Genomic DNA, 23,352 nt, shown 5'->3' on the forward strand with positions numbered 1-23,352 from the left:
GTGGCGTGACCGCGCTCAGCAGCGGATGAACTCCCGACGCTGGTCGCCGAGGGCGCTCTGACCCGTGACTGCTGTCTTGATATCTCGGACGAGGTTCGAGAGATACGCGCGAAGCCCGGGGTCACACGTCCCGACGCGCCTGGCCTGCCGGTAATCACAGCAGAGCGCGACCGGCAATAGCGGGGCCGCAAACAGTCCCGAAAGCGTGACGCCCAACTGGAAGGGGTGGCCGGCCGGGACGGCGAGCCACGCAGCGGCCACGACCGCCCAAGACACCACCCCGTAGAGGACGGTGTGTCGCCAGTTGTGTGCCGGCAGTTCGTATCCGCGAATGCGTGACGAAGAGTCGTCCGGCGTGCCGCCGGTGACCGGGCCACCGGGCGACTCGCCAGTAGATGAGGAGAGAGGACACGACATACTCTATCGGTGGCCTTGCGTGTTAATCACGGCTTGTTTGGCATACGCCGAATGAGACAGTGCGTATAAGCCGCTCGACGCGCAACGGGACGTATATGCGAGAGTTCATCTTCACTATCGACTACGAGCGGAACGTCGACCCCGTGATGGACGTGTTCATCGACTACCCGGAGACCCACTCCCGGACTATCGCGTGCAACGTCACGCGAGACGGGATGTGGCGGCTCGAACGGGTCGCCGGCCCGGAGACCGCCCTCGAACAGCTTGACGACGTGTACGACGACCCGGTCCAGTGTACCGAGTGCATCGGGACCCGCAACTGCAAGACCGACTGGACGTACGAGGTCATCGGCTCGGACCCCGGGGCCCGGACGGTGTACAGCTACCGGTCCGAAGCGGGTGACTGTCACTCGATTCCGCGGCTGGCCATCGACCACGTCGGCCGCGGCGTCCTCGTCGAGACCGAACGCCGTGGGAGCCGGTGTGAGTGGCGGCTGCTCCTGTGCAGCGACGCCGGCGTCGACGGGCTGTTCGAGGAGATGGAATCCGAGCTCCGCGAGGGGCTCACCGTCGAGTTCCGGCAGCTTAGCTCGCCCTCGTACTGGGTCGACGAGGCCGTGACACTGGCGGAGCTCCCGCCGGAGCAACAGGCCGCCGTCGAGGCTGCCGTCGAACACGGCTACTACCGGACGCCGCGGGACACTTCGCTCACCGACCTCGCCGAGACGCTCGACGTGTCGCGGTCGACGCTCCAGTACCGCCTCCAGCGGGCCGAAGCGTGGATCGTCCGGTCGTTCGTCACGCGGTCGATGGGGCCGGTTCAGGCCGACGAAGACGTCGCCGAGGGCGGACGGCTCCGCATCGGTCGCTCCGGCGTGTAGTCGTCGCCGTCACATTCTGGCTCCTGAATCGGACCGGGGCGTATCACCCCGTCCACAGCGGTTCAGAGCGGGAACAGAGTCCCGGACTGCAGTAGAACATCTCACACATACTCACCGACTGTCCAAAGTTCGGCGTGTGCCAAACGAGTCGTCATGGGGGATGCACCCCTATAATTGGGTACGACCGCGGGCGTCCCACGCGCTCGCAGAGGCACACTATGACGACACGCAGCATCTATTCCCCCGACGAACGCGGTGACAGTGTGGACGAACAGGCCGAGTCCGAGGCGAGCACCGGCCACGCCTGCCCGGACTGTGGCGGGAGCCTCGTCACCGACGACAGTCGCGGCGAGACGGTCTGTGAATCCTGCGGCCTCGTCGTCGACGAGGACGAGATTGACCACGGACCGGAGTGGCGCGCCTTCGACAGCCAGGAGCGCGACAACAAGCGCCGCGTCGGTGCCCCGACGACGGAGATGAAACACGACAAGGGCCTCTCGACCAACATCGGCTGGCAGAACAAGGACGCCTACGGCAACTCCCTGTCGACGCGCCAGCGCGAGAAGATGCAGCGCCTGCGGACCTGGGACGAGCGGTTCCGAACCCGCGACCACGCCGAGCGAAACCTCAAGCAGGCGCTGGGCGAGATCGACCGGATGGGGAGCGCCCTCGGCGTCCCCGAGAGCGCCCGCGAGACGGCCAGCGTCATCTACCGCCGCGCCCTCGATGAGGGGATGCTTCCCGGCCGCTCCATCGAAGGGATGGCGACTGCCGCGCTGTACGCCGCAATCAGACAGTCGAACCTCCCGCAGACGCTCGACGATATGGCCGTCGTCAGCCGCGTCGATGAGATGGAGTTCACCCGTGCGTACCGCTATCTCAACCGGGAACTCTCCTTGCAGGTCGGCCCGCCGGACCCCGCGACCTACCTCAGCAAGTTCATCTCGGAACTCGACGCCGACGACGCCCTCGAACGCCAGGCCCGCGCCCTCATCGAGGCGGGGAAGGAAGCGAACGTCCACAGCGGCAAGAGCCCCGTCGGCCTCGCCGCCGCGGCCATCTACGCCGCCGGCCTGCTACTGGGCGAGGAGATGACCCAGGAAACCGTCAGCGAGGCCACCGACATCAGCACCGTGACCATCCGCGAGCGCTACCGCGAACTGCTGGAAGCCGAGGCGGAACTCGACGACAGCGCCGTCGACGCGACGAGCGGTGCCGAGTCCGGCGCAAGCGCCTAAGCCGTCACGGAACCCCAATCTTCTCTTAGCCCCGCTGTCCCTCGAAATCGTCCAGCCATCCGCGGACGACGCTCTCTATCGCGCCGGTCGTGCTCCCGACGTGCAGTATCTGGTACCCCGACTCGGCCTTCTCGTTCACGTCGTCCATCCCGAACCCGAGACCGCCGACGGTGACGTCCGCTTCCACTGCCGCCGAGCGGACCGTCTCCACCGCCTCCTGCACCTCCGGATGCTCGATTTCGCCGGGATAACCGAGCGACACCGACAGGTCGAACGGCCCGATGAACACGAAACCGAGTTCAGGTACGTCCAGAATCGCGTCAATATTGTCGACGGCCTCCTTCGTCTCGATTGTGGTCCCGACCAGCGTCTCCTCGTCCGAGGCCTCGATGTAGTTCTCGCCCAGGCCCCAGCGGCGCGCTCGGGGCGCTGCCAGTCCCCGGTCGCCCGGGTCGCCGTCGTACCGGAACCGGCCGGATTTAACCGCTTCGCGCACCTCCTCGGCAGTTTCGACCCGCGGCAGGAAGACGTTCTTGACCCCCAGGTCCAGCGCCTTCCGCACCAGCGTCGGGGATGTATCCGGCAGGCGGACCAGTAGCTCCGTCCCGGTGCCGTCGGCCGCCCGCAGGAGGTTCTCGACTGTCGCCGCGTCCCACGGGTCCGGCCCGCCGTGCTCGAAGTCGAGCCAGATGAAATCGACCCCGAGGTCGCCGTAGAACTCTACCAGTGTCGGGCTGTATGTGTTATCGAGGACGCCCAGCGCGACGCCGCCGCTATCGACTGTCTTGCGGAGTCCGTTCGTCGGCAGTGGTTCGGCCATGTCTTGTCAGTGAACTGCAACACCGATAAGCGTGGTGCGGAAACGGCCGGTCAGTTCTGGTATCCCGACAGCGGCCCCTTACTGTCCCGGCAGCGGACAGAGGCTCGCGGTCAGCACGACGACGCCATCGGTGTGATTGTGCGCGCCGTGGGCCTGCCCCCGCTCGTTCAGCACGACCCCCGGCGCGGCGATGGCTTCCTCTCTCTCCTCCTGCTGGACCGTCACCTCGCCGCGGACGACGTGGAACACGTTCGTCGCGTCATCGTGTTCGTGCGGGTCGATTGTCGCGTCCGGCCCCAGCGCGAACGCCTTCACCAGTACGTCGTCGGTCACTGCCAGTTCCCCGTCGATGACTTCGCCCTCTTCCGGTTCGGCGTCGAACTCGGACAAGCGGTCGAGCGTCATATTTGCCCGTGGGCCGGGGCGTCCTTAGCCGTTCGGTTGCTAGGAAAAGTTGCATCTGTTTGTGTGGTTGCGTGATTGAACAACCAGAAAGCCCCCGCGTTCTCAGCTCCCGCGACTCGCTGCGCTCCAGTAGGTGCTTGCGTCGTCGGGGTTCGCTGAGAACGCGGCCCCTTTCAGTCCCATCCCTGCCGGCTGGCCAAACAGCTACGAGGTGGGACTGAAAGGGGCGGCTGGCTGAACGACGGCGGACGACGTAAGGACCACAGTGAGCGGAGCGAGCGAGGACCGCAGCGAGTCCCCCGAGTTCAGCCAGCCGGGGCTTTCTGGCTGTTAGACTACGCACTCGCGCTGCAGTGTCTCCAAACGTCTCACACATCTACTAGCCGGAAGGCGAGACTGTACATCGTCCCGGTTCGCTCGGAGCCGATAGCAGACACGAGGTCAGCAGCTATCGCGGCCAGCGGTTCCCCAATCACGTCCGGAAGCTCGTCTGCGTATCCACGCACCACGTCGGCGTGGGCGTCCAGATGCGCCTCGGTCCAGGGAACGGGGTCGAGCAGCGTCTTTCGGTGTTCGACAGTCCAGCCGTGATCGGCAAACACCGCAGCCAGCACGGCGACGGGGTAGAACGTCAGCGCCGGCCGGCCGTCGACCACCCGCGCGGCGGCGTTCTCAAGCGCGAACAGCCGGTTGACAGCCCCGTCGGTGGGTGGCACCGCGTAGTCGTCGACGACGAGACGCCCACCGGGTTTCGCCACCCGTGCCAGTTCGGCCGCGACGGCGTCCAGGTCGGCAGGCGGCAGGACGTTACAGAGCCCGTGGGCGGTGACGAGGTCGACGCTGCCGGTCCCAAGCGGCGTCGCCCGGAGGTCGGCCTCGATGACCACGAGGCGGTCGGCGTTCCCGTCCCCGACGCGCTCGCGGACCGTTGCGGCGTGGTCGGCGTCGTTCGTCACCGCGTACACCCGCTTCGCGCCCGCGGCCAGCAGTCCGGCCGTCGTGTTCCCGACGCCGGCCCCCGCCTCAAGACAGACCTGGCCTTCGACCTGCCGGTCGGCGAGGGCGGCCGTCACCGTCTCCGGAACGCCGTCCACGCTCAGTGGTGCAGTTGCTCGGGCACCGGGCTGTCGTCGTGGCGCGCCTCCTCGATGAGCGCGCGCTGGCGGGCCTCGTCCATCCCCTCCGAGCGGCTGGCGGCGTCGAGCACCATCGCCACGAGCTTCGGGTCGCCGGGGCTGACGACGGTATCGAGGCCCTGGGCGGCGGCGAAGTCAAACCGCTCGCGGATGCCCTCCGGCGTGTCGACCGGCTCGTACCAGTTCGCGTACGGGCGGTCGGCCTCGGCCAGTTCGTCGGTCGGCGGCCACGACCCCTTCGCGAACGCCTTGATGCCCAGCGTGCCGATGCCTTCCGCCTCGCAGCGTTCCAGCACGGCCTCGTAGTCGTACTCGTCGCCGTCCTTGCCGGCGACGACGGGATTCAGCGGGAACATCACCGTCTCCAGGTCGTCGATGCGGTCGATGGCGTCGAGGATGAGTTCGGGATCACCGTGGCTCGTCAGCCCGATGTGGTCGATTTTCCCGTCGTCTTTCGCCTCGCGTATCGCGTCCAGCGCGCCGCCGTCGGCGGTGATCGTGTCCAGTTCCTCCTCGTACTCCAGGCCGTGAATCTGGTAGAGGTCGATGGTGTCGATGCCGAGGCGGTTCAGCGAGCGGTCGATCTTCCGGGCTGCCCCCTCGTACTCGCGCTCCTGGGTCTTGCAGCCCAGGAAGACCTCCTCGCGGTACTGACGGAGCTTCGGCCCCAGTTTCAGCTCCGCGTCGCCGTAGGTCGGTGCCACGTCGAAGTGGTTGACGCCGTGGTCGAGTACAAGTTCGACCAGCTGGTTCGCCCCCGCCTGTTCGAGCCAGTTGAGTGCTATCGAGCCGAACGTCAGCACCGTGCTCTCCTGCCCAGTGTCGCCCAGTGCTCGGGTTTCCATACCGGTTGCACGACCCGGAGCCCAATAACCGTTGGTCGCTGCTCTCTCAGCCTGTCCAGTGCGGCAGACCGCGACAGGGGACGCCGACCGGGGTTTATTACTCCCGCAGTCCGAACGGGATGTATAGATGTTTGGGAGAGAACAACTGTTCTCGGCGATGACGGCGTCGTACGTGATCGCAGTCACGCTCGCCCTCGTCGTCGCCGCGATATTCGCGCCGGTCATCTGGAACGGCGTGCCAAGCGGTGGCGACGACGACCCGAGCGTCGCCGTCGTCACCCTTCGCGGCGGCACAACCGACGCTAACGTCAACGCCGTCACGCAGGACCTCCGCGAAGCACGGAACAACGGATCAATCGAGGCAGTCGTCCTCCGGGTCGACAGCCCCGGCGGGCCGGTCGACTCGAGCGAGGAGTTCTACCTCGCCGTGAACCGGACCGCCAGCGAGATGCCCGTCGTCGCCTACGTCGAGGGCACGGCCGCCTCGGGCGGCTACTACGGCATCGCTCCGGCCGACGAGATCGTGGTCAAGCCGAGTTCGAACGTCGGCAGTATCGGCGTCATCGTCCAGGCCCCGCTGAGCCTCATCGAGCAGACCGAACAGCAGGGCGAGACGTTCGTCCGCTCGGGTCCGGACAAGGCCCAGATAAGCAAGGACGGTCTCCGCGAGGACATCGAGGTGCTCCAGCGGTCCTTCGTCGGGACGGTCATGCGCCACCGCGGCGAGCAACTGGCGGTCTCCCGCGAGGAAGTCGCCAACGGGGGCACGTACCTCGGCGCACAGGCGACCGAGAACGGCTTCGCCGACCGCATCGGTGACTCCGAACTGGCCATCGAGCGGGCCGCCGCGCTCTCGAACGACATCGAGGGCGACGGGTACGACGTGGCGTATCTGGGAAGCGGCGGTGCCCAATTCAACGCCATCATCGTCCCTGCCGGCGCTGAAACCGTACAGGGCGCGAACAACGTGACCTATCTCGTCCATCCCGACGACAGCGAGACGACGTTCCGGGAGCCGGTGAAGTACTACGCCGTCTGGGGAATCCCTGAAGAGGACAACAACGCAACGGTGATCCGCAATGACTGAGGGCCGTATCGTCAAGCCGCTCGCCGTGTTTATCGTCGTTCTCGTGGCGATACTGGGCGGGACGTTCCTCCTCGCAGTCGCTAACCCGGGGTCGTCCGGTCCGCCGGACGGGCAGTCGATCGACGGCCAGTCGCCGTCGCAGTACCAGCCCGACGCCGTCAACGCGCCTGTCGACCCCGAAGACGGGGAAATATCGGTCGACTCCGAGGCGAGTGACAAGCGAATACTCGTCGACACGAGCCACGGCAATCAGGTGTCCGAATCGGAACTCGAACCGATCACCGAGGCGGTGTTCGAGGCGGGCCACAGCATCGAGTACGGCACGTCCGGCACCGCCTCGTTCGCCGATTCACTGGGCCAGTACGACGGTGTGCTCATCGTCCAACCGCTCGGGAGCTACTCGCAAGCGGAACGCGAAGCGCTACAGGAGTACACGGACGACGGCGGGCGTGTCGTCGTCCTGGCCGAACCGACACAGACGCGCCTGTCGACCGGGTTCACCCAGTCGACGACGACGGTGTCGTTCGGGGCCAACAACGCCACCGAGCGATACGGCGTCCGGATGGGTGCCGAACAGCTGTACAACGTCGACGACGAGGCCAACGACAACAACTTCAAGGCCATCTACGCGTCGCCGAGCGACGACGGCGAACTGACCGACGGTGTCGAGACGATCACGTTCGACACCGCCGGCTACGCGGTGGTGAACGGCGATGCCGAGACGAAGTTCACCGCTGCCGAGGGCACCCGAACGCTGGAGACGCGCCGCACCGGCACGTACGCGACAGTCGTCCGCAACGACAACATGGTGTTTGTCACCGACTCGACGTTCATCCGGAGTTCCGAGATATACGACGCCGACAACGAGGTGTTCATCGGGAACCTGCTTTCGTTCCTGCTCGACGGTGAAGCACCCGACCCGAATGCCGGGGGTGCCTTCGGTGGCGGCTTCGGGACAGACGAGGAAGCTGTAACCCCGACTGAAACACCGGCAGAGCCGACTCCCACACCTGCGCCGATCCCTGCCGAATCCTGATCCGCGTCGTCCGGTGCGCGATTGCTCGCGTCGTTACTGATCGCGAATGCTGACTGTCGTCTCGCTGTACAGGCCACGCTCGCCAGCGTCGGCCACGCTCAGCCCGGCGCCGATAGTGTACTCCCCGGCCGATGCAGGCTCCCACTCGTCGTCGCTGACCCGGAACATCCGGTCCCACCGACGTCTGAACTGCTTCCGCTCGCCGCGGTCGAACCGGAGACTGCCGTTCCCGCTGGGCACGCTGTCGACGTGAGATGCCTCGGGCACTCCGTTGACGTACCACGTCCACGGCCGCGGCGAGTCCGTCGGGAGCGTTATCGGCACCGGAAGCGCGTTCTGTATCGTCACGACGAACGGCACCTCGGTTCCCGGCGGATACTCCGTCTGTGGCACCTCGATGTCGACCGAGACGGCGCGATAGCGGAGCCACGTCGGCACCAGACGGTCGCTCCAGGCCCCGCCGTCGATACTGCGTGCGGCCTGTGGCTGCGCCCCGCGCTCGGTGGGTGCCTGTGGCTCCTCGTCGTCGCGGTGGAGCGCCCCCGAGTCGTAGATGCGACGCATTGTCGGATTGTGGGCTGGCGTGCGCAAAAGCGTTGCTCGGTGCTACCCCGTCCGCGTCGGCGTGTCCGGCCGCTCGTCGTCGTGCAACAGGCAGGCGATGCGGTGGTCGTCACCGACACCGAACAGCGTGGGGTCAGTCCGCTCACAGGGGGAGCTGAAGGCGTCGTTCATCGCCGCCAGCGCGTCCTCGAAGGCCTCGTCGTGAAGGTGGTCGAGCACCGCCGCGAGCACGTCCTCGGCCTCCCGGTCGCCGACCGTGTCCGGGAGGCCGAACTCGGCGCGGACCCGGGTCTCGAGTGCGGACCGCGAGAGCTGACTCAGGTCTTCGTCTTCGACGCCCTCTTGTACGGCGGTGACGGCCTCGAGCGAGTCGGCTTTGCGGAGCCGCTGTTTCAGGTCCATCAGTGACCGCCACTCGGACTGGGCCATGTCGGTGCCTTCGGGCTGGATGACCTTCGGACAGCGGGTGTGGAACCGACAGCCCGACGGGGGGTTCAGCGGCGACGGAACGTCGCCGGAGAGGAAAATACGGTCCCCTTCCCAGCCGGGGTCCGGCTCCGGAATGGCCGACAGCAGCGCCTCGGCGTAGGGGTGATACGGCGGCTGGAACACGTCCTCGGTTGGGCCGACTTCGGCGAACTCCCCGAGATACAGGACGCCCACGCGGTCGGAGATATGCTCGACGACAGAGAGGTCGTGGGCGATGACGACGTAGGAGAGGCCGAACTCCGACTGCAGGTCCGCAAGCAGGTTCAGAATCTGGGCCTGCACGCTCACGTCCAGCGCCGAGACGGGTTCGTCACAGACGATGACCTCGGGTTCGACGGCGAGCGCGCGGGCGATGCCGATACGCTGGCGCTGGCCACCGGAGAACTCGTGGGGGTAGCGGTGTGTGTGACGCGGGCTCAGCCCGACGGTCTCAAGCAACTCTTTGACACGCTCGGTTCGCTCCTCACCGTCCGCGATCCCGTGGATGTCCAGCGGCTCGCCGACGATGTCGCCGACCGTCAGCCGCGGATTGAGGCTGGCGAAGGGGTCCTGGAAGATGTACTGGATGTCCTTCCGGAGCGCCCGCAGGCGGTCGTCAGAAGCCCCCGTCAAGTCCTCGCCCTTGTAGCGGACTGAGCCGGCCGTGGGTTCGATGAGCCGCAGCAGCGTCTGGGCGAGCGTCGTCTTGCCACAGCCGGACTCGCCGACGATACCTAGCGTCTCACCGGGGTAGAGTTCCAGGTCGACGCCGTCCAGGGCTTTCACCTCCTGACTCCGGCCCAGCAGGGTGTCAACGATGGTCCCGCCAGACTCGTAGTATTTCGTGAGGTTCTCGACCTCCAGGATCGGGCTATCGGCCGTCTTAGCCATCCTGTTGCCCTCCCGAGTCGTCTGGGCCATCGCGGTCTAACAGGTCGGTGTCGAGACCGACCGGGTCGGAGTCGGCCTGGAGTGGTTCCGTGTCCGTGCGCCCGCCGCGGGGGTCGGGCTGGGTATCGTCGGGCGGACTCCCCCGGCCCCCTTTCACTTCGACTTCGTAGTCCAGTTCGCTATCGAGGTCCCCGGTGTAGGCCAGACAGGCCGCCGAGCGGTCGGACAGACCGACACCGTCGCCGGTTTCGGGGTCGACGAGCGGCGGCTGTTTGCGCGTACAGGCTTCCTCGGCGAAGGGACAGCGCGGGTGGAAGCTACAGCCAGAGGGGACCTCAACGAGGTCCGGCATCGTCCCGGGAATCGTCTGGAGCCGGTCCTGCCGGTCGCCGATGCGTGGGATGGCGCTCATCAGCCCGACGGTGTAGGGGTGTTTCGGGTCGTAGTACAGCTCCTCGACAGGGGCGTTCTCGACGGCGCGGCCGGCGTACATCACCATCACCCGGTCGCACATCTCCGCGATGACGCCGAGGTCGTGGGTGATGAGCTGAATGGCCGTGTCGTATTCGTCGGCGAGGCGGTCGAGGCGGTCCAGGATCTTCGCCTCGATGGTCACGTCCAGCGCCGTCGTCGGCTCGTCGGCGATGAGGAGTTCGGGGTCACAGGACAGCGCCATCGCGATGATGGCCCGCTGTTGCATCCCGCCGGAGAACTCGTGGGGGTAGTCGTCGTATCTGGCTTCCGGCTCCGGGATGCCAACGTCGTCGAGCAGCCGGATCGTGCGGTCCCGGGCCTCCGCGTCGCTGTAGTCGAGGTGGTGCCGGATGGCCTCGGAAATCTGCTCACCGACGGTGTACACCGGGTTCAGCGCGGTCTGGGCGTCCTGGAATATCATCGCGATGTCGTTGCCCCGCACGTCCCGCACCGCTGAGTCGGACAGTTCCATGAGGTCCTGGCCGTCAAAGCGGATCGTCCCGCTCTCGATACGGCCCGGTTCCTCGATGAGGCGCATCACTGACAGCGCGGTGACGCTCTTGCCCGCGCCGCTCTCGCCGACGACGCCGAACTTCTCGCCGCGGTCGATGCGAAAGGAGAGGTCGTCGACGGCGGTGACGACGCCTTCCTCGGTGTAGAAGTTCACCGTGAGGTCTTCGACTTCCAGCAGTGACATCAGACCTCGCCTCCAGTGGCTACGTCAGTACCTTCCTGCGCGTTGAGCGCGTCGTTGATGCCGTCACCGATGAGGTTCATCGACATCACGAACAGGAAGATCGCGCCGCCGGGGAACACGGTGACCCACCAGGGAATCGTCCCGCCGGGTCCCTGGACGATGGTCTCGCGGGTTGCGTCCAGCATCGTCCCCCACTCGGCGGACCCGGGCGGGAGGCCGAGGCCGAGGAAGCCAAGCGCCGCCACGCCGATGACGACCGTCCCGATGGAGAGCGAGGCCTGAACGACCAGCGGCGCGATAGCGTTGGGGACGACGTGTCTGAAGATGACGCGACGGTCACGCGCGCCCAGCGCCTTCGCGGCCATGACGTACTCGTTTTCCTTGACCTTCAGTATCTCACCGCGTATCAGTCGGGCGTAGCCGGCCCAGCCGAACACGGTGAACGCGAGCACCAGCTCCCAGTACCCCTTGCCGAGCACGGCGACGATAATCAACGCCAACAGGAGGCCGGGGAACGCGAAGATGAGGTCGAGCAGCCGCATCATCACTTCGTCGATCCGGCCGCCGTAGTAGCCCGCAATGGCACCGTACACCAGCCCGATGGCGGCGGTAATCGAGACCACGATGAAGCCAATCGAGAGGCTGAACCGACCGCCGTACAGCACGCGGGAGAACACGTCCCGGGCGGAGCCGTCGGTGCCGAACGGATGGGCCAGCGACGGGGCCTCGTACGCGCTCACGTCGAGACCCTGCACGTACAGAATCGCGCTCGGGTCGTAGGGGGCCAGCGAGAAGGGCTGGACTGTCACGCCCGCGATTGTCACTGGGCGTGCGAATACAGCCAGGATTCCCATCAGGGCAACAATATAGAGCCCGAGCATCGCGCTTCGGTTGTCACGGAACTCGCCCCAGGCGCGCTCCCAGCGACTCTCGGTTTCGGTGTCTCGTTCCTCTGTCCAGTCGGATAGCGGTTCGCGGGACTCGACGCGGTCGGCGTCGAACCCCGTTATGCGTATGCGTCCTCGTTCAGTACTCATTGGTCAGTCGTAGCGGATTCGTGGGTCTAACAGCGCGTACACAATGTCTGCGAGCAGGTTCGCCAGGATGATCGTCACACCGGTAAACAGCGTGATCGCCATGATGAGGTCGACTTCGCGGCCGGAGATCGCCTTGACGAAGGCTCGCCCCAGACCGGGCCAGGCGAACACTGATTCGACGACGACAGCGCCGGCGAAGATACTCGCCGTCAGGAACGCGGCGATGGTGGTCACCGAGATGAGCGAGTTCCGCAGGACGTGTTTCAACACGACCGTCCGCTCGGGCAGCCCCTTCGCCCGGGCCGCCGTGACGTACTCCTTGTTCATCTCCTCGGCCATCGACGACCGCATCACCCGCATCAGCGTGGCCGACGACGCCGTCCCGATGGTGACGCCCGGGAGGACGAGATACTTCAGCATTGCCGGCGAGAACAGCGGTTTGTTCGGAGCCAGCACCGGCCAGAGGTCGAGCCAGAGCGCGAACACGAGGATGAGCATCAGGCCGAGCCAGAAGTTCGGCAGCGAGATGCCCGACAGCGCGAACACCCGCGAGAGGTCGTCGCCCAGCGTGTCCTTGTTCACGGCGGCGTAGATGCCGGTCGGAATCGCGATGAGCAGGGCAATAACCCAGCCGAACAGGCCCAGTGCGATAGTCTGTGGTAACCGGTCCATAATGTACGGACCGACCGGCTGGTCGACGTTGATGACCGTCCCGAAATCGCCCTGGAGGACATTGGTTATCCAGGTGAAGTACTGCTGCCACACCGGGCCGTCGAGCCCGTATCTGGCGCGTATCGCCGCCTCCTCGGCGGCCGAAATCTGGGGGTTTAGCGCCACTAACTGGTCGATCGGGTCCCCTGGCGTCAGGTGGACCATCGCGAAGGTGAACACCGAGACTCCGAACAGTATCGGGATGGTCGTGAGCACCCGGACTGCGATGAAGCGTCTGAGGCCCATGGGTTACTCCCGGTTCAGATAGGCGACCTGCTGGTCTTCTGGGGCGTGGAGGCCGTAGGGCAGGATGCTGCTGGAGAACGTGTACGTGTTGTAGCCGACGTACTCCGTCGACAGCGCCGTCACGTTTGTCCCGAAGACAGTGTAGCTGTTCGGGGCCTGCTCGATAAGTCCCTGCCACACCTTGTCGTACTGCTCGCCCCGGAACTGTGAGTCTTCGACGGCCTCGACGGAGAACCGTGCCTCCGTCGCGATTTCGTCCAGTTCCGGCGTGTCAATCCGGTTGAAGTTACAGCACTGGCCGAAGTTGTCGATGGAGTTGACGGCGTCGTAGAAACTGCCGGGGTTGAACGTCCCCGAGAGGCCGATGAGGACGATGTTGCCCTGCTGGTAGTACTCGGAGCCGAGGATGCGCTGGATGAATGTTGTGAACTCGAAGTCCTCGACGCTGATGTCGAAAAACTCCGTGTTGCTCAGCACCTGCGCGATGAGTTCGGCCTCGCGCAGGCGGTCGTCCGTCGCGTTCGTCTCGATTGTGGCCTCGATTGGCGTCTCGACGCCGCGGTCGTCGACGGCCTCCTGCAGCAGTTCGGTCGCCGCCTCGGTGTTCTGCTCGGTCTGTGGGCGCAGTTCCTCGGTGAGTGCCTCGTAGTCCACCGTCCCCGCTTTGGCGGCCATTTCAGGCAGCGGCGTGTAGGCCGGATTCCGATACCCGTTGTAGATGTTCTCGGCGATCTGGGCACGGGGAATCAGCTGATTGACGCCCCGGCGGATGCGCGGGTCGTCCCACGGTGACTGGGTGACGGGGTACTGGAGGAAGTTGTACGCGCCGGCATTAGTCACGCTGAGCCGGAAGTCCTCGGCACTCCGGTACTCGCCGTACGTGCCGGTGTTGAGCCCGTAGGTGAGGTCGATCTCGCCGTTGTTGAGCGCCGCGGCACGGGTCGCGTTGTCCTGCACGATGGCGACCACGACTTCGTCGACGACCGGACTCGTCGGGAAGCCGTCCGGGCCGTCCCACCACTCCAGCGCGTCGAGGCCGAGGTCGTCGAGCCAGTAGTCGTCGAAGGAACTGAACTCGGCGCGTTCCTCGGTCTCGTAGGATTCGAACTGGTACGGTCCCGTCCCGATGGGGGTGTGGTCGTTGCGCGGGTCCGCGCCCGTGTCTGGGTACTCCTCGATGTGCTCCATCGGGTACACGTCGACCGGGAGCTGGTTGTCGGCTTCCGCATCGGGCTCTTGCCCGTAGATGTTGACCGTGTAGTCATCAACAACCTCGGCGTAGAGGAACGAGTCGAACGTCTGGGCCGAAATCGAGGAGTTCTCGACGACCTCGTAGGACCGGGCGACGTTCTCGGCGGTCATCTCCTCGCCGTTGTGGAATTTGACGCCCTCGTGGAGTTTGGCCTGGTACTTGATGCCGTAGGTACCGTCTTCGACGGCGTCGGGGGCCTCGTTGACAGTCAGAACTTCACCGGCCTCCTGATTCCGGATGAGTATCTGATCGTCGGCGACGAGGTTCCCGTCGTCGTCCGTATCAGCCGACACCATGTACGGTTCGTAGGCTCCGTCCTCGACTTCCTGTACGTCCACCCGTTCCCAGGACTTCGCTAGCCAGGGATAGACGGTGCCTGCGGCGTCCTGTGTGATGATACTCTCGTAGACGAGGCCGTGGACGTTCCCTGCCGGCGCACTGGTGCTGTAGGACGGGTCAAAGGAGTCGATTCCGGCACCGAGGCCGAACCGGAGGGTCCCCCCGTCCTGAATCTCGTCGACATCGACGTCGACGCGCTCACGGACCGGGTCGGGGGCCCCACCGCCGCCTCCGCTACTGGCTCCGTCGTTGGTACCGGTGTTACAGCCGGCGAGTGCGGCCAGTGTGGCGGCACCCGTAGTCTGAAGCATCCGTCGTCGCGATACTGTCGACGTTCCGCTGGCATCTGCATCTTGAGACATGAACACATCCCTCGGAGGGTAAGATATGTGTTATTGTTGATCATACTTATAGTGTAAACATGATTTCATGAACTGCGACCGAAACCACGGTAAAACGCCATTACACCGACTATGGGTTTTATTGCTTCCTGATGGAGGTGGGAACGGCTTCAGTTGAACAGTCGCCCATGGCACAATCGATAAGATCATCGCTAGTCAAGGAACAATCATGATACATTCAACGGGGCCGCTACTGACAGTCGACCTGTCAGCGGGTGAGACAAACACGGAGGAGATAGACGGCATCCTCGAACAGTACCTCGGTGGTCGCGGTGTCGGGACGCGGCTCGCCCACGAGCGGATCCCGTTCGACGTTGACCCGCTCGGATCGGAGAACCGACTGGTGTTCTCGACGGGGCCGATGCAGGCCGCCCAGATGAGCTTCACCGGCCGGATGAACTGTACCGGCGTCTCGCCGCTGACTGACGGGCTGCTCTCCTCGAACGCCGGCGGGTTCATGTCCAGGAACTTCGCCGATACCGGGTACAGCGCTGTCGAACTCACCGGCGAGAGCGACGAACTCGTCATCCTCCACGTTCGGGACGACGGCGTCGAGTTCGAGGCCGTCCCCGACCTCGCCGGCGCGACTGTTCCCGAGACGCTGGAGTACCTCGACGCCGAACACGGTATCGAGGCCGACCAGACGGCCGTTATCGGCCCGGCCGGCGAGAACCGGGTTCGGTTCGCGTCCATCATGACGAGCGGGGAACGAGCGTTCGGCCGCGGCGGCCTCGGCGCGGTCATGGGTGCGAAAAACGTCAAGGGACTCACGTTCGCGGGCGACTCCCCGCCGGACATCGAGATTCCACCGATACAGACGGACATTCACCGGGAAGCCGCCACAGCGGACCACATCATGAAACGGCAGGGTACCGTCTCGGTGATGGACCTCGCCAACGAGGTCAACGGGCTCCCGTCCTACTACTTCTCCGAGCAGTCGTTCCCGGGTGTAGAGGGCATCAACGGCGACGCAGTCGAATCGAAGAAGTACAAGAAGGGGACCTGCTCGGCGTGTGCGTTCGCTTGCAAGCTCCCGACACGGGACGAGGAGCGCGGCGTCGAAACCGAAGGCCCCGAGTTCGAGGTGGCGATGGCGTTCGGGTCGAACTCCGGCGTCGACGACATCGTGGACGTGATGCAGTCCAACGAACTCTGTGACCGCCTCGGGATGGACGCCATCTCCGCCGGCAACACCGTCGCCGCGTATCTCGACAGCGAGGACGCGTTTGGCGATACCGAGTTGATTCACGAGACCGTCGCGAAAATCGCCCACCGCGACGGTATCGGCGACACGCTGGCGGAGGGTATCGACCGCTGCCACGACGACCTCGGCGTCGAGAACTGGACGGTCAAGGGGATGGACTTCGCGGCTCACGAGGGCCGTGTCCTCCACGGCCAGGGGCTCTCCTACGCCGTCGCCAACCGCGGCGCGGACCACATGTACGCGACGTTCTACTCCGTCGAGTACCCGCTCGTCCCCGACGAACAGGCGGTGGCTCCGGAGGGGACGCTCGGGAAAGCCGGCGTGCTGGTCGAGCGGGAGAACCTGATGGCGCTGAACGACAGCGGCGTCGTCTGCAAGTTCTCGCGGGACTTCATGACCCCCGAGCGCTACGAACAGCTCTTCGATGCCGATTTCGAGGACCTGCTGGCCGTTGGCGCTCGCACCGTGACCCTCGAACGCCACTTCAACAACCAGCGTGGCTTCGACCGGACGGACGACGCGCTCCCCTACGAACTCCCGTCGTTCGAGGCAGCGCTCGACGAGTACTACGACGCGCGCGGCTGGTCCGACGACGGCACGGTCCCCGAGAATACATTGCCGGTCTAGTTCCCGCCCTGGAATCCTCGCAGATAGCTACCTGGCTCCGTCCACACACTGACTCAGTCCGGCCGATCCACCGCCTTCTCCTCGACGGCGAACGCTGTCCGGTGTGAATAAAACCGAGTCCCGGCCAGTATCGAGAAAATGCCGACAGTTGCGATCCAGATACGAGCGGACGCTCAGAACGCCGGCTGTAATCCTCGCACCTTGACCGATACGCTCTCACGCAGTGTCCCCATCGGAGGTCGTCGAGTCTGAATCGGCAACCCCCCGTGTACCTTCTGCCCCGGCGTCACAGGGCAGTGTGGCCGCCAACCGCTCGGCGACCATCGGACTGACCAGACCGGCCAGTTCCATCGCTTCCGTCTCGTGGTCGTCGAGATCGAGCACGCCTCGGAAGAACCACGAGACGGTCACGTACGTCTCGTGTAACTCTGCGGCTTCCTCGCGCCCCGATTCAGTTAGCGTCACGCCATCGTAGGGCTCGTACGAGACGAGACCGTCTTCGGCGAGTCGTTGGCACATCTCCGTCACCGCCGCCGGAGACCGATCGAGCATCTCCCCCAACTCTCCCGGTGCGACTGGCGGGTCGTTCCGGTGCTGTGCGATGTAGATCGCCAGCAAATACTCCGGCGCCGTTCTCATCGCTCCGCCGAATCCGCCCCATCCCCGCCGCTTGCTGCGGGCGTACCAGCCGTCGATTCCCCCTTCGACTGCTCCCCGGTCCCGAAGACCACCGCGTAGGCCCAAGCCCACAGTCGAGCGCGCGACCGTTGCGGGCGTTTACCCATCGTCCGGTTCCCCCGATATCCCGCTATCGCTGTCGCCACTCATCAGGCAGACGCCCCCCAATAGTGTCGGCAGAGCACGGGCGGTCGAGCAACTGCTCGCCACTGGGACCTCGGGATATGGCCCGCGGTGCACGCCGCTACCCCGCGAAGGGTGCCGACGTAGTCCTCGACGATACGAAACCGCTTGCCATCGAGCCCTCCGCGGGTCTCTCCCCGTTTGTGCCCCGCACGCAGTACCGTCGTCTGCCATATGTTTTAGGCCAACCTAATAATATAAAACGTCTGCGGTTTTTAGGACTGCCTAATCCAATCTGTGAAGCTCGGTAAGGAACAGTTGAACCCACTGTTCGGCGAAGCGAGTCCGTCGTGTGGTACTCGACCTCGCTACCGGGAACACACCGCCTCTCTCACCGCTGTCTCGAACCGACCCGTTCAGTACGGTTTGACCGATTTGATATCGCACTATATGGTTTATTTCGACCGCGATCGGTCAAGCTCCGACTCGGCCGTGAACAGCCAACAGAAGGTGAGTAGCGGCTAAAACGTCGCTACTCGGTAAACTCGGTAATAGACTCGAACGCGTCGGTCGCCAGCCGTTCGGCGACTGCGTCCCTGTCCACGTCGCTGATTTCCTGCGGGTACTTTCGTTCGAAGTAGCTCACGATGTTCTCCACATCGCGGGTTAGCAGTTCCCTGGCGTTTTCGTGGTCGGTCGGGACGGCCTGGGGCCAGTCGAAGACGACGACGCCCTCGTTCGTGACGAAGACGTTGTACTCGCTCATGTCCGCGTGGACGTACCCCTCGCGGTAGGCCGTCTGCATCTCCTCAAGCACGAGATCCAGAATCGGCAGTACCTGTTCCGGTTCGAGTTTCGTTCGGGAGAGTTCGACGCCGTCTATCTTCTCCATGACAATCGCATGGCGGTTCGTGTCGATAGGCTGTGGGACTGATACGTCCGGATACAGCGTTTCGAGGGCATCGTACTCCCGTTCGGCGGCCTTCCGGGCGGTGTAGAGCCAGGAGACGTGGTCGCGGTCGGCGGTGTACTCCCGCTCTTTCATCACTTCACGGAAATTGGTGTACCCTTCGCGGTGGTATTTCAGCGCTACCGGTTTGTACGACTGGGCCTCGTACACGTCGCTTTCCTTGCCGACGCCCAGCGGCGACCCAACTCCTTCGATAGTGTCGCGCTCGGCAAAGGTGTGCAGCGCAAGCGTGTCGTACCCCTCGAACGTGAGTTTGAACCCCTCGTACTGGATGGTCTTACGCTCGACCAGCCCCCGGTCCGCACACCGGTCGAGCCGGTAGTCGACGTCTTCCGTCGTCAGCCGGGAGAACTCGGTCAACTTCTCGCGGGCGACGTACTCCGAGAACCGCATCCCCTGTTCGACGCCGGAGAGCAGATGGAAGTCCTCGGGTTCCAGCTCCGCCATCACTGAAGCCACGTTCTGGACCATTAGGGTTCTCTACTGGGCCAACTGGTAAAAGGCCGACGCGTTCGGCGGAGGGCATTGATAAATTAGTATTCGCTATACAAAATCATATCTCGGCCTCGTCGCTGTTCGGTTTGCAATCGGACTGTCGATGTGCCGATCAGTACCGCTGGTGGGCGAGCGGGCTGTTCTGCGGAGTATCCAGTGTTGGTCTTGTCAGTCGCTCCGTGCCGAGTAGACGTTTCAAACCCAGTCCAGCGTCCCCGTGCTGAGTCAGATCAAAGCACAGTGCGCTCGTAAGCGGGCCCAGGTTCCCTCGTGCTGGATATACCTGCTTTAATATGGGTATCTAGCTACTCCGATACGGACTTGGTTTCGATGTTTCGCGCCCAACAGCGTCTGAGACAATGTCCTGCCGAGTAGGGAATACTTTAACCCACATGGTACAGGCTCATATAGTAGTATTATCGGTCGGGTATCACCGCTGTACTACCGTTTCTGTAGCTCAAATCACGACTGAGTACTCGTGAACACGGGCTCTGAACGGTTGCAGACTCCCTTTATATGAACGGTGTCTGAACGGAATCACGAGCGACACATCAATCTAAAAACACAATCCTAATCTCGGTAGCAGTATATGTAATGCGAACAGTAGCTGCCTTTGGCTACTGAATATGTTCTAAATTAGTCTATACTTTTGGTCACCTGAACACAAACAGCCCGTGTGAGCAGACGAAACAAAGATCAACTCAGAGATCTGCTTCGCTCGCTTGCCCTCCATCCCCACGATAGACGACTCGCGTTTCCGGTACTGTTTGCCGTCGGCACGCAACTGTACGTTTTCCTGACAATCACACTCGATTCCACTCGACCGCCCATGGCACCCGACGCCGGTATCTTCCAGCATCTCGGCTGGTATTTGACACGCGGAGGGCGGTTGTACGTCGACGCCTGGGAACCGAAGTTGCCGCTGTCCTACGAGACGACCGGGATACTGGCATTGCTGTCCGGTGGCGATATGTACCGACTCCACCTCCTCAGCGTGGTGCTGATGAGCGGTGCGGTGTGTGCAATCGTCGGACTCGTCGTGATACTGGTCTATGACATCACTGGCGATGATATCGCTGCGCTGCTGGCTGGCCTGTCGATGTTCCTGTTGCCGGGGTTTGCCGTCCGGCCGGCGTATGGGTTCAAAGCGAAATACCTCCTCGTTCTCTGTGGATTACTGGCGATATATCTGTACACGCGTGGCTACCCGGCACTGAGTGGCGTGGCTGCGGCAGCCAGTGTTGGATACTGGCAGGCTGGGGCCATCTTCCCGCTGATCGTGGTCGGTCTAGCGATCCAACGGCGCGACACGCGGGCGCTTGAGCGTGTCGTCGCCGGCGGTCTCGGTTTTACCGTCGTCATGTTGATACCGGTGTTTCTCCTCTGGCATTCAGCCTCGGAGATGGTCGTTCAGGTTCTCCTCGTACCGTTACAAACGGAGGAACACGCGTCGTTGCTCGCTCGGTTCGTCGCCGGTGTCGTCCACTTCAAATGGGCGTCACCGTTCGTCTTGCTCGGTGGACTCGGCCTCGCTCACACCGCTCGATGCTGTTTCACTGACACTGACGGCGTTGCCGGGCGCACCGAATGGTGGATTCCGGTCGGCGCAGCGTGGTTCGCGTTTCTGGTACTGTTCGTCGATTTCGAAACTGGCGGCTACACCGACCTCATTCCGGGGCTCGCGTTCGTCGCAATCGGTATCGGCATGATTGCCACGGTGCTTCGCGACAGACAACAGGCGCAGAATCTCGGCGTCATCCTCGCGCTGGTCCTCGTCGTGAACGTCGCCTTCCTCGGTAGCGTCGGCGTCGTCTTCACACCCGTCGAGACGCCGGGACCGGTGCCGATGTCGGACCTCGAAACCCACGACCTCCCAGCGGCCTACGACGAGGCCGAACCAGTACCGGACGTCCGGTACATCTACTGGCAACAGATCGAGCCGTCGACGTGTCACTACCGGCTCTCGGTGATGGAACTGCGGTGGCTCGACCGAGTCGACTCGTCGGTCGACAGTCGCTGTCTCGACTTCGGGACCGCCAGCGCCCGACTCGGGAACGGATAGCCCGTTACGGTTACGACTCCGCGGAGTCGTAGTCGGAGAGCGACGTTTGCGTCGTTGCGACTGAGCCCGTGATGATGTAGGGAACGATAATCCGGAAGAACTGGGCGGCAAGGACCAGCAGGATCGGGCCCAGGAAGATGCCGTAGAAGCCGAACACGATCGGTCCGAGGATGTACGCGAACATCAACAGGCCGATGTGGGTCAGGTCGCCGCTGACGTACGGCCGAATCAGGAAATCCGGGATCGTGTCGACGACGACCAGCGTGACTGTGAGAAAGAGGACAACCCATGCCAGGGCCGCTGGCTGTCCCGTGACGACCGCGGAGACCGCAAGCAGTGCAGTGACGGGCAGGTAGACGATTTTCATTCCGACAACGGGAACGAGGCTCCCGATGCCGGTGAGTGCGCCGACGAGTGGTGCAAACGGAACCTGCACTGAGCCGGGAGCGACCAGATTGTACAGCGAGAACACGAAAATCCCGATGACACCAGTCACCAGTGCGTTCAGGATGTTCCCAAAGAGAATCGAGGACAGTTCTTCATCGACTGCTGCCGCGTACTCCCTGAGGACGCCCGATCCGTCGAAGGTATCGAGGAACCAGCCGACGAGGCGCGGTCCGTCGGTAAGCAGGTAGTACGTTCCGGCGAACATGATGAACACGCGCAGCAGTAGCGCCGTAAGCATACTTACGGAGTCGATGAGCGTATCGGATATTTGCCCCAGCCACGACTGGACTCTCGCGTTTCGCAACAGGTCGATCACCTCAGCCGGTCCCATTGCCAGCACATCGGTGAAGCCGAGGTCGGCGAGCGGCCCTGGCAGTGAACCACCCTGGAGATCCTGGAACTGCGCGAGGTACGCCGCGCCCAGGCCGCCCTCGCCGAAGAACGCCTGTAACTCGGGGACAATGAGGACGAGCGTGTAGCCGACCAGAACCACGAACGGCAGGAGAAAGAAGAAAATCGTGGCCGCCGCATGGACCTGCTTCTGGTAGGGGACAGCTCGATTCAGGAACGAATCGGGCATCGGGAGCCGCCCGAGCCGTCGATAAATCGGTCGGCTGGCGTAGTACAGGAAGACGGTAAACACGAGCGTCGGGAGGAACTGGGACAGGACGAACCCGACCACGAGGAGGAGTGCTACGCCTGCGAGGGCAAAGAGGGCGCGCCGTCCGAGGTCGGTACTATATTCCATATGTTTTCAATACAACATCTCGATGAAAAATAAAACCACCGGTCGGCTCGATGATTTCTAGCGTGGGCGGAACGAAATGGGCGGCGTCATGCTATCGGCTGTGGCTACAGCCCTTCGAACTGCGCAATCCGCTCCCGCCAGTCTTCGGGGATCGGACGCGAGGATTCCGTGTCGCGATCGTACGTGACGACAGTCGTTTCCCCGGTCGCAGCCACACCGTCTTCGGTCCGGACCTCGTACTCGAAGGGGAAGCTCTTCCCGCCCAGACGGGGCACCCGGACGGCAACGGCGACGGAGTCGCTGATCCGGACCGGTTGGATGTAATCGACTTCGAGGTTCGCGATGACCATGCCGGTGCCCGACTCGCTGCCCGAGAGCAGCGCTTCGCCGCAGTCGACCACGTCGTGCAGGTAGTCGATGCGAGCCTCCTCGAAGTAGGTCGCGTACGTCGCGTTGTTGACGTGGCCGTACGTGTCGATGTCCGTGTACCGGACCTCGACCTCCGTCGTGTACTCGAAGCTCATGCCAGCAGTTCCGCGTGTTTCTCTTTGAGCTTCTCGATTTTCGGCGGGATGGTCAACTGACAGTAACTCTGGTCCGGATTCTTCTCGAAGTAGTCTTGATGGTGCTCCTCGGCGGGATAGAACGTCTCCAGCGGCTCGACTTCGGTGACGATGTCGCTGTCGTAGCCCGGCTCTATCTCCTCGATGAGGGCTTCGACGGTTTCGCGCTGGGCCTCGTCGTGGTAGAACACGGCCGAGCGGTACTGCGTGCCAACGTCGTTACCCTCCCTGTCTTTCGTCGTCGGGGTGTGCGTCGTGAAGTGGACCGCGAGCAGGTCCTCGTAGCTCACCTCGTCCGGATCGAACGTGAGCTGGACGCACTCGGCGTGGCCCGTTTCCTCGCGGCAGACCGCCTCGTAACTGGGGTCGGCGACGTGGCCGCCGGCGTAGCCCGAGACCACATCGGTCACGCCGTCGATCTGCTTGAACACCGATTCCGTACACCAGAAGCAACCGCCCGCGAATGTCGCTTGTTCAGTCATCACCGGGC

General features: G+C 64.0%; 22 protein-coding genes. 6 read left to right on the plus strand and 16 right to left on the minus strand.

Annotated features, from left to right (window positions below; translation table 11 throughout):
• Positions 1-15: 15 nt before the first annotated feature.
• A complete protein-coding gene (locus C442_RS04075) occupies positions 16-417 on the minus strand; it encodes a hypothetical protein (protein ID WP_008308049.1) in 402 nt (133 codons plus the stop codon).
• Positions 418-512: 95 nt separating this feature from the next.
• On the opposite strand from C442_RS04075, the gene C442_RS04080 reads away from it, so the two are divergent.
• Both C442_RS04080 and C442_RS04085 read left to right on the plus strand, forming a co-directional pair.
• Complete coding sequence (locus tag C442_RS04080) at positions 513-1,298, plus strand: helix-turn-helix domain-containing protein (protein ID WP_008308050.1); 786 nt, start codon at positions 513-515, stop codon at positions 1,296-1,298.
• A 218-nt stretch (positions 1,299-1,516) separates the two neighbouring features.
• Complete coding sequence (locus C442_RS04085; protein WP_008308052.1) at positions 1,517-2,536, plus strand: transcription initiation factor IIB; 1,020 nt, start codon at positions 1,517-1,519, stop codon at positions 2,534-2,536.
• A 25-nt stretch (positions 2,537-2,561) separates the two neighbouring features.
• On the opposite strand, the gene C442_RS04090 is transcribed toward C442_RS04085, so the two are convergent.
• From C442_RS04090 to C442_RS04105, 4 genes are all read right to left on the minus strand, one after another.
• The gene (locus C442_RS04090) at positions 2,562-3,356 is read right to left on the minus strand and encodes an HpcH/HpaI aldolase family protein (RefSeq protein WP_008308054.1); all 795 of its coding nucleotides are present in this window, start codon (positions 3,354-3,356) and stop codon (positions 2,562-2,564) included.
• A 78-nt stretch (positions 3,357-3,434) separates the two neighbouring features.
• On the minus strand, positions 3,435-3,761 hold the full coding sequence (locus tag C442_RS04095) for a cupin domain-containing protein (protein WP_008308055.1): 327 nt from the start codon (positions 3,759-3,761) through the stop codon (positions 3,435-3,437).
• Positions 3,762-4,129: 368 nt separating this feature from the next.
• On the minus strand, positions 4,130-4,861 hold the full coding sequence (locus C442_RS04100) for a class I SAM-dependent methyltransferase (protein ID WP_049942812.1): 732 nt from the start codon (positions 4,859-4,861) through the stop codon (positions 4,130-4,132).
• Positions 4,858-5,742, minus strand: coding sequence for an aldo/keto reductase (locus C442_RS04105; RefSeq protein ID WP_008308058.1), 885 nt, complete (start codon positions 5,740-5,742; stop codon positions 4,858-4,860). Before C442_RS04105 ends, C442_RS04100 begins: the two co-directional genes overlap by 4 nt.
• A 127-nt stretch (positions 5,743-5,869) precedes the next feature.
• Here C442_RS04105 and C442_RS04110 point away from each other — a divergent pair, with 127 nt between their 5' ends.
• A complete protein-coding gene (locus C442_RS04110) occupies positions 5,870-6,829 on the plus strand; it encodes a S49 family peptidase (protein ID WP_008308059.1) in 960 nt (319 codons plus the stop codon).
• Positions 6,822-7,865, plus strand: a complete 1,044-nt coding sequence (locus tag C442_RS04115) for a DUF4350 domain-containing protein (RefSeq protein ID WP_008308060.1) — start codon at positions 6,822-6,824, stop codon at positions 7,863-7,865. The genes C442_RS04110 and C442_RS04115 overlap by 8 nt, the downstream gene beginning before the upstream one ends.
• Before the next feature lie 33 nt (positions 7,866-7,898).
• Here the strand turns inward: C442_RS04115 and C442_RS04120 are convergent, their stop codons facing one another.
• The 6 genes from C442_RS04120 to C442_RS04145 are packed head-to-tail and all read right to left on the minus strand — an operon-like array spanning position 7,899 to position 14,855.
• Positions 7,899-8,429: a hypothetical protein gene (locus C442_RS04120; protein ID WP_008308061.1), complete on the minus strand. Its 531-nt coding sequence runs from the start codon at positions 8,427-8,429 to the stop codon at positions 7,899-7,901.
• Positions 8,430-8,471: 42 nt separating this feature from the next.
• On the minus strand, positions 8,472-9,788 hold the full coding sequence (locus tag C442_RS04125; RefSeq protein ID WP_008308062.1) for an ABC transporter ATP-binding protein: 1,317 nt from the start codon (positions 9,786-9,788) through the stop codon (positions 8,472-8,474).
• A complete protein-coding gene (locus tag C442_RS04130; protein WP_008308063.1) occupies positions 9,781-10,959 on the minus strand; it encodes an ABC transporter ATP-binding protein in 1,179 nt (392 codons plus the stop codon). Before C442_RS04130 ends, C442_RS04125 begins: the two co-directional genes overlap by 8 nt.
• Positions 10,959-11,996: an ABC transporter permease gene (locus C442_RS04135; RefSeq protein ID WP_008308064.1), complete on the minus strand. Its 1,038-nt coding sequence runs from the start codon at positions 11,994-11,996 to the stop codon at positions 10,959-10,961. The genes C442_RS04130 and C442_RS04135 overlap by 1 nt, the downstream gene beginning before the upstream one ends.
• A gap of 3 nt (positions 11,997-11,999) precedes the next feature.
• Complete coding sequence (locus tag C442_RS04140; protein ID WP_008308066.1) at positions 12,000-12,953, minus strand: ABC transporter permease; 954 nt, start codon at positions 12,951-12,953, stop codon at positions 12,000-12,002.
• A 3-nt stretch (positions 12,954-12,956) separates the two neighbouring features.
• Complete coding sequence (locus C442_RS04145; protein ID WP_008308069.1) at positions 12,957-14,855, minus strand: ABC transporter substrate-binding protein; 1,899 nt, start codon at positions 14,853-14,855, stop codon at positions 12,957-12,959.
• A 259-nt stretch (positions 14,856-15,114) separates the two neighbouring features.
• Here C442_RS04145 and C442_RS04150 point away from each other — a divergent pair, with 259 nt between their 5' ends.
• The gene (locus C442_RS04150) at positions 15,115-16,776 is read left to right on the plus strand and encodes an aldehyde ferredoxin oxidoreductase family protein (protein WP_008308071.1); all 1,662 of its coding nucleotides are present in this window, start codon (positions 15,115-15,117) and stop codon (positions 16,774-16,776) included.
• Positions 16,777-16,992: 216 nt separating this feature from the next.
• Here the strand turns inward: C442_RS04150 and C442_RS04155 are convergent, their stop codons facing one another.
• Positions 16,993-17,415 carry a metal-dependent transcriptional regulator gene (locus tag C442_RS04155; protein WP_008308073.1) on the minus strand — a complete coding sequence of 141 codons (423 nt, stop codon included), beginning with the start codon at positions 17,413-17,415 and terminating at the stop codon, positions 16,993-16,995.
• A 694-nt stretch (positions 17,416-18,109) separates the two neighbouring features.
• Positions 18,110-19,018: a serine/threonine-protein kinase RIO2 gene (locus C442_RS04160; protein WP_008308075.1), complete on the minus strand. Its 909-nt coding sequence runs from the start codon at positions 19,016-19,018 to the stop codon at positions 18,110-18,112.
• A gap of 853 nt (positions 19,019-19,871) precedes the next feature.
• Here C442_RS04160 and C442_RS04165 point away from each other — a divergent pair.
• Positions 19,872-21,104: a DolP-mannose mannosyltransferase gene (locus C442_RS04165; RefSeq protein WP_008308077.1), complete on the plus strand. Its 1,233-nt coding sequence runs from the start codon at positions 19,872-19,874 to the stop codon at positions 21,102-21,104.
• A 10-nt stretch (positions 21,105-21,114) separates the two neighbouring features.
• Here C442_RS04165 and C442_RS04170 read toward each other — a convergent pair whose 3' ends face one another.
• The 3 genes from C442_RS04170 to msrA all read right to left on the minus strand — a co-directional run bounded on the left by C442_RS04170 (position 21,115) and on the right by msrA (position 23,344).
• Positions 21,115-22,299 (minus strand): AI-2E family transporter, encoded by a 1,185-nt coding sequence (locus C442_RS04170; protein WP_008308079.1) that lies wholly within the window; start codon positions 22,297-22,299, stop codon positions 21,115-21,117.
• Positions 22,300-22,403: 104 nt separating this feature from the next.
• Positions 22,404-22,823 carry an acyl-CoA thioesterase gene (locus C442_RS04175; protein WP_008308081.1) on the minus strand — a complete coding sequence of 140 codons (420 nt, stop codon included), beginning with the start codon at positions 22,821-22,823 and terminating at the stop codon, positions 22,404-22,406.
• Positions 22,820-23,344, minus strand: coding sequence for a peptide-methionine (S)-S-oxide reductase MsrA (gene msrA, locus C442_RS04180; RefSeq protein ID WP_008308083.1), 525 nt, complete (start codon positions 23,342-23,344; stop codon positions 22,820-22,822). Before msrA ends, C442_RS04175 begins: the two co-directional genes overlap by 4 nt.
• Between the last annotated feature and the right edge of the window lie 8 nt (positions 23,345-23,352).

This window comes from Haloarcula amylolytica JCM 13557, assembly GCF_000336615.1.
GTDB lineage: Archaea > Halobacteriota > Halobacteria > Halobacteriales > Haloarculaceae > Haloarcula > Haloarcula amylolytica.

Bases quoted from the DNA above. Each gene is read 5' to 3' on its own strand.
- C442_RS04130 (WP_008308063.1), bottom strand. From the start codon at position 10,959: ATGTCACTGCTGGAAGTCGAAGACCTCACGGTGAACTTCTACACCGAG.
- C442_RS04155 (WP_008308073.1), bottom strand. From the start codon at position 17,415: ATGAGAACGGCGCCGGAGTATTTGCTGGCGATCTACATCGCACAGCAC.
- C442_RS04110 (WP_008308059.1), top strand. From the start codon at position 5,870: ATGTTTGGGAGAGAACAACTGTTCTCGGCGATGACGGCGTCGTACGTG.
- C442_RS04125 (WP_008308062.1), bottom strand. From the start codon at position 9,788: ATGGCTAAGACGGCCGATAGCCCGATCCTGGAGGTCGAGAACCTCACG.
- C442_RS04160 (WP_008308075.1), bottom strand. From the start codon at position 19,018: ATGGTCCAGAACGTGGCTTCAGTGATGGCGGAGCTGGAACCCGAGGAC.
- C442_RS04135 (WP_008308064.1), bottom strand. From the start codon at position 11,996: ATGAGTACTGAACGAGGACGCATACGCATAACGGGGTTCGACGCCGAC.
- C442_RS04120 (WP_008308061.1), bottom strand. From the start codon at position 8,429: ATGCGTCGCATCTACGACTCGGGGGCGCTCCACCGCGACGACGAGGAG.
- C442_RS04175 (WP_008308081.1), bottom strand. From the start codon at position 22,823: ATGAGCTTCGAGTACACGACGGAGGTCGAGGTCCGGTACACGGACATC.
- C442_RS04080 (WP_008308050.1), top strand. From the start codon at position 513: ATGCGAGAGTTCATCTTCACTATCGACTACGAGCGGAACGTCGACCCC.
- C442_RS04095 (WP_008308055.1), bottom strand. From the start codon at position 3,761: ATGACGCTCGACCGCTTGTCCGAGTTCGACGCCGAACCGGAAGAGGGC.
- msrA (WP_008308083.1), bottom strand. From the start codon at position 23,344: ATGACTGAACAAGCGACATTCGCGGGCGGTTGCTTCTGGTGTACGGAA.
- C442_RS04145 (WP_008308069.1), bottom strand. From the start codon at position 14,855: ATGCTTCAGACTACGGGTGCCGCCACACTGGCCGCACTCGCCGGCTGT.
- C442_RS04075 (WP_008308049.1), bottom strand. From the start codon at position 417: ATGTCGTGTCCTCTCTCCTCATCTACTGGCGAGTCGCCCGGTGGCCCG.
- C442_RS04140 (WP_008308066.1), bottom strand. From the start codon at position 12,953: ATGGGCCTCAGACGCTTCATCGCAGTCCGGGTGCTCACGACCATCCCG.
- C442_RS04150 (WP_008308071.1), top strand. From the start codon at position 15,115: ATGATACATTCAACGGGGCCGCTACTGACAGTCGACCTGTCAGCGGGT.
- C442_RS04105 (WP_008308058.1), bottom strand. From the start codon at position 5,742: ATGGAAACCCGAGCACTGGGCGACACTGGGCAGGAGAGCACGGTGCTG.
- C442_RS04165 (WP_008308077.1), top strand. From the start codon at position 19,872: ATGGCACCCGACGCCGGTATCTTCCAGCATCTCGGCTGGTATTTGACA.
- C442_RS04085 (WP_008308052.1), top strand. From the start codon at position 1,517: ATGACGACACGCAGCATCTATTCCCCCGACGAACGCGGTGACAGTGTG.
- C442_RS04115 (WP_008308060.1), top strand. From the start codon at position 6,822: ATGACTGAGGGCCGTATCGTCAAGCCGCTCGCCGTGTTTATCGTCGTT.
- C442_RS04170 (WP_008308079.1), bottom strand. From the start codon at position 22,299: ATGGAATATAGTACCGACCTCGGACGGCGCGCCCTCTTTGCCCTCGCA.
- C442_RS04090 (WP_008308054.1), bottom strand. From the start codon at position 3,356: ATGGCCGAACCACTGCCGACGAACGGACTCCGCAAGACAGTCGATAGC.